Origin of the sequence: Staphylococcus kloosii, assembly GCF_032139365.1 — a bacterium.
GTDB lineage: Bacteria > Bacillota > Bacilli > Staphylococcales > Staphylococcaceae > Staphylococcus > Staphylococcus kloosii_A.
The window spans coordinates 45,282-54,217 of sequence record NZ_JAVTDB010000058.1; the positions used below are offsets into that span (position 1 = coordinate 45,282).

Sequence of the window (8,936 nt, forward strand, 5' to 3'; positions counted from 1 at the left end):
ATATTTTATTTTGGGATGTTCTTTCGTCATATCAATATAAGTTTCAAATTGAGTTGTGACTTGTTAGTATGTTGAAAAGATTCGTTAGATGGGTGTTATTGAATGACGAAAGGACAATATGTCTATATTAGATTTGAAAGTAGAGTGTTTGAGGCAAAAACAAAGACGAAGTGCTGAGAAGCACTTCGTCTAGATTATTATTATTGAAAAGTTGTTTAATAATTTCATTATTAAGTTTTAGTGTAACGTAGAATTGCTTTTTATGATTCTTATCTTTACGAATGTCAATACGGTCAATAACCGTTAGGTACAAAGCTTTGAGCTGTGATTTATCCATGGATTCTATATTTTGAAATATTCGTTGTAATAGGGCAGCGATTTGTTTCGTATCATAAGATGGTTTCTCTTGATTTTGTTGCTGCTTGAGTTGATTCATTTGATTTGTAATGTCATTGAGTTGTGTTTCATATTGATGAATGGTTGGTTTAAGTGCAGATGTTAAGTCTGGATTGTCTTCGATGGTTTGAATTAGATTTTTTAGTTTAGTGTGTATTTCATCAAATTGTTGTTGCTTATAGGCAATATCATGATTGAGTCCAGCTACATCGACTTTATTCTCTTGATTGACACGTTCTAAGACTTTATTAATGACTTTATCACTTTTGACAATTTCGAGTACTTGATTCATAACGTATTTCTCAATCACGTCAGCTCTAACGCTATTCGCAGAACATACTTTTGAGCCTTTGTTTCGGAAGTTACTACAAGAATAATAACGTATTCGCTTCTTAGTACCATCTTTCAATGTGTTCGTTGTATTACTAGCCGCCATAGGTGCGCCGCATTGTGGACAGTGAATAATACCTGTTAATAGATTGGTTCCTTTACCGTGAACTTGAGGTTTTTGACTGACCTGTTTTTTGCGTGATTGGACTTTATCCCATAATTCTTGACTAATAATAGGAGGGTGTTTACCATCAGCTATAATAGGTTTATCATTCAGTCCTTTACGACGCTTTTCATTCCAATCTTTATATTTCGCAAATTGAATTTTACCAATGTAGAATGGATTGACTAAGATATAGGTTATTGAATTGATGCTAAAAGGATTACCTTTTTTAGTAACATATCCTTTGTGATTGAGGGCATTGGCAATTTTACGATAACCATGTCCTTTGGCATAAGATTCGAATATATATTTCACGATATTCGCTTCATGTTGATTAATCATCAGTTCGTGTTTATTATCAGGTGTTTTGTCATATCCTAGGGGCAAATTCCCTTGATAGTAGCCTTCTTGTGCACGTCTAGTTTGTCCCATGAATACATTCTCGACAATGTTATTGCGTTCGAATTCAGAGAAGCTTGCAAGTATTTGTAACATCAGTTTACCACTGCTTGTATTAACTTCCATAAGTTCAGATAAGCTGAAGAATTCGACATTTTGACGATGAAGGTCTTCAACAATTTTGAGTAAGTCAGAAGTGTTACGTGCTAGCCGGTTTGTTTTGTACACCATAACAGAATCGATCTGGCCTTCGCTCGCATCTTTTAACAAACGTTGTAGTTCTGGTCGGTTCATAGACTTTCCAGAAATACCTCTATCCGCGTATACATCTACAACAAAAAAGTTATTGAAATCACAATATTCTCGAATTTGATTGATTTGTCCATCGATACTATAGCCTTCAGTACTTTGGATTTCCGTTGATACACGAACATAGATACCGACACGTTTTTGTTTGAGTTGTTGCATGATTTTTCATCCTTTCTAATTAAGCAATCGATGATTGTGAGGTTTGGTTCACAATGTTCAATGGTTCATTTTTGAAATAGATCCCCACAAGAGCTTTGTTTTTTGTAATGCGAATTTCATCAATATAGGGATACAGCATGTTTAACGTGAAACTTTTTTGTATAACCTTTTGTAGCGATGTTTGTAACTGAGTATCACTTATTGCTTGTATAGGCTTATTCTGTAGGTTTATTGATTGAGATTGTTCTCTGAATGTTTCTACATCAATTTTGCCTTGGGCTAATTTTTCTATCAGCTGCTCGTGATTGAGTGTAGTTTTAGTTTCTATATCTCTTTGTCTTTTGAGTCGTTGTTGAATAGTATGGTTTATTTTTGAATAGAGCTGTTGATTTTGAAAGAAGTCCTGACAAGTCGCTAAAACACTTGTTTCTAATTCTTGTGCGTTGATTCCTTTAAATTCACAAACAAAGCGAGCATTATTCATATTTTGCGGACAGACATAGTAACGCAATGAATGATCTGGTTTTCGGACAGTCATGTTTGTGAGTGTCGAATGACAATAGGGACATTTGATTTTTTGTTTGAGTTGATTTTCTGACGGCTTACGTTTTACTTGTTTCTGAGTTCGGATAACTTGAGCTTCTTCGTATATCGTTGTACTGACAATAGCTGGGAACATGTTTTCATATTGTCCGTATTGATTGATAACACGGCCACAGTAATTAGGGTTAAGGATAATATTACGTACTTGATATGGTTTTCGGTTGATTAACTTATTATCTTCTTCCAAATATTGTGCAATCTTTTTGTAACCATATCCTTGAAGATAGTATTTGAATACTGCAGTCACCGTTTGTGCTTCTCCTTGGTTGATTACAAATGTGCCTTTATAATAATGATATCCAAAAGGTGCATGTGTAGTAATCAGTTTGCCTTGACGTGCTTTTTCTTTTATCCCGTTGCTTACTTGTTCACCAATATTATCTGACTCAAGTTCAGCTAATGAAATGAAGATATTGAGTTTTAGACGATCAAATGATTTGTTTAAGTCAAAATAGCCATCGTTAACACTCAAGATATCTACATTGTACTGCTGGCATAATTTAATTAATTTTAGTGCATTTTTCAAATTACGATGAAGTCGATTCAGACGATAGCAACATAGTACGTCACATTGTCCTTGTTGAATCAGTTCAGTAATTTGTTGGTAGCCTGTTCGATTTTCAGTTCTACCTGATTGTTTATCGCTATAAAAGGTAATGTGTTGAATATTATGCTTTTCGGCTAATGCTTTGATGGTTTGTTTCTGAGCCGAGAGTGATTGTTGCTTTGTAGTGCTCTGTCGTAAGTAACCTATTGCTTGTTTCATCCTGTTTCCTCCTTCCAAAGTGATAATATATATTTATGAACGAATTTATAGATGAGCCCAACACCTGCTGGTGTTGGGCGTTATTATTAGTCATCAGCATGATTAATTTCTTCAATCACTAAATCAGCGAGTAATGTGATTAATTCGTCCATATTCTTCCTCCCAATTGACTTTTATAGTAGTAAAAGTGTTATACCAACATTGGAAATATTGTAATGAATTTAATTTTTCGCTTTGAACAGAGTTTGTCCAACTTAGGATAATCTTCATAGGTGCCCCAAAAGACAACACGTTTAGGTTTGATATGATTATCGTTAATATCATCTACCAAGGTGCTTTCTTCGTCGTAGATTTTAGTGATCTTAAGACCATTGTTTTTACAATATTCTCTTACAGTATCAATAGGTTGTTTATCCAAGTGGTCTTCTCTTTCATCTGTAATATTATGTGCTAATGCAATTACTTTCATAATTTTTCCTCCGATTGATTTAATGAGCTACAACGCGTTTTAAGCGTTGTAGCGGTATAATATTCAAATTTATAGTTCTAATTCGTCACTTGCTTCTTTTTCTTTGGCTTGCTTAATAAAGTCATTAAGTAACTCAGGATTTGTAATGCCATCAAATTGCGGTGGTGTGAAAGGTTCAATATTAGAGCTTAAGCCGAAAATAGGGGCAAGATCTTTATCCAATTTAAGATGATAGAATACAATTGATTTTGTTTTACCTTGAGCATCTTTGACACTTCGTTTTGTTGTCTTACGATCTCTATCAGATTCCATATAACCTTTTTCTTTTAAAGCTTCAACTACATTGTTAGTGTCTTGAAATTGATTATTATTAAGCATATCTTTGAAAACTTTGGCAATTATCTTAACTTGGATATGGTCATCTTTTAGTTCTATGAGACCAAATCCCTCCAGCATCTTTGATAATCTACCGTCATCTGAAAATTTATTTCTGTACTGTGCTACAAATTGGACAATTAATTCGATTGCTTTATCAGCTAATGACCGTTCAGCTACTGTTTCGTTATGATAATTTAGTAGATACTCTCGCATTTCATCTAATAATACAGATCGATTTGTTACAGTTGATAATATACGTGCAGAAGTAACAAATACTGCATAACGGTTGAACATACGTTGTCCTGTTTTTTCTTTTTCATTGCTTAACGCATGTTTGAACCATTGCTTTTCTTCTTCGAAAAAAGTTCTAACCGTATTTTCATGATTTAAGAGAAAAGAACCGATTAAAGGTAATAGATGACCATAATTTTGTCGTACACCTAGTTTTATATTGTCTGCGTTATCAGCACTGTGAGTGAATACATCATTTAACTCTATTGTGCGAACGTATAATCCGTCATTCTTAGCGCTATTAGAAAAAATGCTATATTCAGAAGTGGAAACAAGCGATGTTGACCAGGTCTTCGTTTCTTTGGCTTCACCATGAACATTCGCTCTTTGACGGCCTTGCCCTTCAGCTATAGAATAGAGTAAGCCTGTCGTATCAGGGAATGTGGCAGTCGACAATTCATCAAAAGCAACAAGTATCCCGTAATTTTCATTGATAAAACCTTCTAAACCATTACGAGTTGTATTCCAACTACGAAATAGTGTGCTTGTTCCTTTTGTTGGAGCTCCACCTACAGAAACAGCTAACATTGCAGCTGTTGTCTTACCTGAACTACTGTGACCCGTTAGAGAGTATATTGTACCCCCGAATTCTATTAGGTCTATTTTGTTTAAGTAGCTTGTTACAAGGGCACTAACGCCCATTGTAACTGCCATTTCAAGCATTAAATGACCTTTAACTTCTGCATCGTACATTAATAACCATTGTGCATAGCTCCCCTTAGGTTCAAGGTCATATTTTCCATCACACAAAATTTGTGTGTTTTGTGGTATTGATGGATGATATTCAATATAGTTGGTATTGATTACTAACCCATCTTTTGTGTTAATTACGCCAGAACCGCTATACAAAGTGGCCATTGGCAGACTTTCACGCATTAATTGCAATGCATAACACAACTCGTGAATATATCGAGTGTTAATAGTAAAGCCGTAACCCATTAAGGAAGGAAGTTTCATAGGCGTTAAGATGTCGGCATCACGAATAACAGTATTACCATACTCGTTTTCTAAGATTAAGCGTTCTTTCCCAGATGTTGGATCTTGGAAGCGATCAGTGATATTGATATAACCACCCAAATCTGTAAAAGTAATTTTCCCCTCCTTAGTAGTAGGTGGGTTTTCTTTACTCCAACCATCATTTTTAGTTAGTTTGCATTGCTTACGTTCAAAAATTGTATCTTTGTTCAATTTATTGACCATAGTTTACTCTTCTCCTTTGCTATATAAGCATTAAATTTGTGTTGCTAAATACATATTAAAGGAGAATTAAACGCAAATAAGGAGGTCGTCCATAAACAAAAAAAATGGACGACCTCCTTTGGTAGTGCTATTCAAATTTTAAATTGTCTAAGGTTTCACTTAGAGTTTTTGCGATAGACCAACTAGATAAATCATTGACTTGTTTACTGACGATTTCGTCTTTAATTTGAGTAGATTTTATTTCTTCAAATAAGTGGAAAGCGTTCGTTAATTCGGTAATGTTTATTTTTGAAAGTGGCTCAATATCTTCATTAAGTGAATATTTATCTAATAAAAGATGAATTCGATACAAGTCATTTAAGAAGCTCTCTACTTGATTTGGACTCATACCATCATCAATATAAGATTGGCGATTAGTATAAAATAGGTTAGAAAATTTAGATAATGACAAATAAAATTCTTTATAAATATGGAAAAACTTATCGTTTGATATTAATGGCTTGGAGCTATTTATTATATTGTCTAGACGTGATTCAAAATTTTGTAAATCAAAAGTACTGTTTTTATATTGATTTATAGTATTAATAATTCTTTGATAGTTAGAAAATAAGTCATTTTCAATACCGAGAAAGTATCCATTAACATTGAATGGATATTTTACAATTTCTTTTTTTCTTAATTTTTCACGGATTTTCGATTCATCAGTTTGTATATCATCAGACACAATTTTATGATTGATTCTTTTATTCAAACTTGGAAGGTAGAGTTTGTTTAATATATCAATAATGAAAAAATCTAATAATTTGTTATCAGTACGTTCGCTATAATCATCTATACTTGGTTCGTTTGATATATATCTAGCTACTTCATAATTTACATTCGAATACATGGAATCATCAGGTTCTACTTGGTTGTATATAATAAAATTTTCGGGATTGTTTTCTTTATTATATTGATGAACTTTATATAGTTGTTTGAAATTGAAATCATTATCAAATGTCATATTATCTTCCATTAATGTTTCAAACAGTAACTCGTCAATTCTATGTGCTAATTTTCTATATAATTTTGAACTCTTATCTAAATCTAGAGAATTTGTATAATTAAAAAATGAAGACAATGCATCATTACACTTTGATTGAGCACTAAGCCATTCTAAAGTAAAAGAATAGTTTTCAGATGCATAAATTTGCGCTTTTAATGCATCGTTTTTAATATTATCAATTGAATCGCTGATATTAGTAATATAGCTAATAAATTGACTATTATTTTTCTTTAATGCCTCCTCTCTTAAATCTATGTCATCAAATTTTTTAGCAGATGTTGGAACAGGAAAGTCCTCAATAGTGTTTAGCAAAATTTTAAATAACTCTAATTCAAATAAATTAAAACTGTAACCGCTATTGGTTGCTGATGGATTTGATTTGTATCTATTGATATCTAACTTATAAACTCGTTCGAGCTTATCCATACTATTCTTAAACATTTTTTCACTTAAGTTACATTCTTTCATTAAATCTTTTCCTGTAAAATATTTATAATTTTCAAAATTCAAAATGATAGTCCTTTCAAACCGTCTTTACTGGTTATGTTTACTTTAATTATATTATAAAGTAAAATTTCAATTAGTTATAAGAAAATGGGTGTTCTTTTAAGATCTAGGCTACTGTAGAATCATTTTTGAAGATTTTACAAGAGAATTACGTTATGAGGATAATCTTTATTCAGAAATTACTAATAGAAGTTTTTCTAATAAAAAATGATGATACTTAAAAAATTCTAAAAGCAAAGTACTAGAAAGAAATCGTATGACAAAATATTATAAAAAGATTTGCGATGATATGAGTTATAAACAACGCTTATTAAATATTAAGAAACATTAGCCAAATAAGGTATACTTTGAACGATTAATATAGAGATATAAATATTTAGATTTAATAATAGACAAAATTAATTATTATTGTGTTAGAGGGTGGACTTCAGGTGGATAATGATGAAAAATTATTAGTTGAGTTTTTAAAAGATGTGGATATATTAAATGAAATTGAAGCAAATGTAGATAATTTTAATGTGTTTGAAATATTAGGCACAATCAATACAGAAATTAGACATAGTAATATGCTTGCTTGGTTGTTCAATCCAAATGAGGTACATGGCTTGAATGATTTATTCATTAAAAAGTTTATTGAAATTTTTTTGAATAAACCAGCAGTAGAAATGGATGATAGTTTTGTTCTGGAAATGTTATTGAAAGATTTTGATGATGTTATAGTGCGTAGAGAATGGAATCATATTGACATATTGCTTATCTCAGAAGTGAATAAAGTTATTTTTGCTATTGAAAATAAAATTTGGAGCAAAGAGAGTAAAGGACAGTTGAATAGGTATCAGCATGTATTAGAGTCAGAGTTTTTCGATTACGAAAAAAATTATATCTTTTTAACACCAGAAGCAGAGGATTCAAGTGATATAGATACTTGGATAAGCATGTCTTATATAGACATTATTACTTGTTTAGAAAATATTGTATCCATGAAAAAAGAGATTATAAATCCAAAAGTAATCAGTTTTATTAACCAATATATAGATATATTAAGGAGGTATATAGTGAAAGACGAAAATTTAGAAAAATTATGTACTGAAATTTATTTCAAGCATAAACGGGCATTAGATTTAATATTTGAATATAAACCTGATATACATAGTGATATTTCTAACAAGCTTCAAAGTATAGTAAAAGAAACAGAGTCTTTAATTCTAGATGACAGTAGCAAAAGTTTAGTTCGATTTACTTCTCAAAAATTAGATGAAAAAATGGGGAGAAATAACTATGAATCGAAATGGACTTCATCCAATAGATATTTACTATTTGAAGTTAGAAATAATAATAATCGTAAAAGTCTACATTTAGTGATTGGCCCTAGCGATGAAGAAACTCGAAAACATTTACATGAAAAAGCATTAGCACATCCAAATGTATTTAAAAAAGTTAAAAAAAAGTTGTCTCCAGTTTATAATAACATTTATACAAAAGAACTTTATTCTAGTAATAAACAGTTTGAATACGAAGATATTATAACTGAAGTGGAGAAAAATTTTGAGCAATTTTTGACTCATGAGTTACATAAAATAGAAGAGATTTTATTGAATGAGGAAATAAGCTAAATACGAAATAAATAACATTGTAGTGAGGTTTTAATTTTTTATTCAACTAATAAAAAGTGTTTGTTTATAGTGTGATCTTAACTATACATAAATGAATAACTTCCTTTCAATTGCGTCCTATAACAATTAATATGAAAAAGTAAAATGTAGTAACATTATGTAAGCCCAGTCTATATTAATAGTCTGGGACTTTTGTATTTTAGGGTATAAAAAACCGCATCACTACCAGATAAGCAGAAGCATATCATAAGTGAAATTAAAAAATAAGTTGTGTATAATCAAAAAGGAGATGTACATTATTAAATCAT

At 31.3% G+C, this 8,936-nt stretch carries 6 protein-coding genes; 1 reads left to right on the forward strand and 5 read right to left on the reverse strand.

Translation table 11 applies throughout. The features are described 5' to 3' along the window. Positions 1 to 127: 127 nt before the first annotated feature. From ccrB to RPL90_RS07795, 5 genes are all read right to left on the reverse strand, one after another. Positions 128 to 1,756, reverse strand: a complete 1,629-nt coding sequence (gene ccrB, locus RPL90_RS07775; RefSeq protein ID WP_313547482.1) for a cassette chromosome recombinase CcrB — start codon at positions 1,754 to 1,756, stop codon at positions 128 to 130. Positions 1,757 to 1,775: 19 nt separating this feature from the next. Then, positions 1,776 to 3,125, reverse strand: coding sequence for a cassette chromosome recombinase CcrA (gene ccrA, locus RPL90_RS07780; RefSeq protein WP_313547484.1), 1,350 nt, complete (start codon positions 3,123 to 3,125; stop codon positions 1,776 to 1,778). Between the two features lie 190 nt (positions 3,126 to 3,315). Beyond that, on the reverse strand, positions 3,316 to 3,594 hold the full coding sequence (locus tag RPL90_RS07785; RefSeq protein ID WP_084944755.1) for a recombinase family protein: 279 nt from the start codon (positions 3,592 to 3,594) through the stop codon (positions 3,316 to 3,318). Positions 3,595 to 3,663: 69 nt separating this feature from the next. Beyond that, positions 3,664 to 5,463 (reverse strand): cassette chromosome replicative helicase, encoded by a 1,800-nt coding sequence (cch1, locus tag RPL90_RS07790; RefSeq protein ID WP_313547486.1) that lies wholly within the window; start codon positions 5,461 to 5,463, stop codon positions 3,664 to 3,666. Between the two features lie 127 nt (positions 5,464 to 5,590). Next, positions 5,591 to 7,018, reverse strand: a complete 1,428-nt coding sequence (locus RPL90_RS07795; protein WP_313547488.1) for a DUF6038 family protein — start codon at positions 7,016 to 7,018, stop codon at positions 5,591 to 5,593. A gap of 428 nt (positions 7,019 to 7,446) precedes the next feature. Between RPL90_RS07795 and RPL90_RS07800 the strand changes: the two genes are divergently transcribed. Further along, positions 7,447 to 8,628, forward strand: coding sequence for a PDDEXK-like family protein (locus tag RPL90_RS07800; RefSeq protein ID WP_313547490.1), 1,182 nt, complete (start codon positions 7,447 to 7,449; stop codon positions 8,626 to 8,628). Positions 8,629 to 8,936 lie beyond the last annotated feature (308 nt).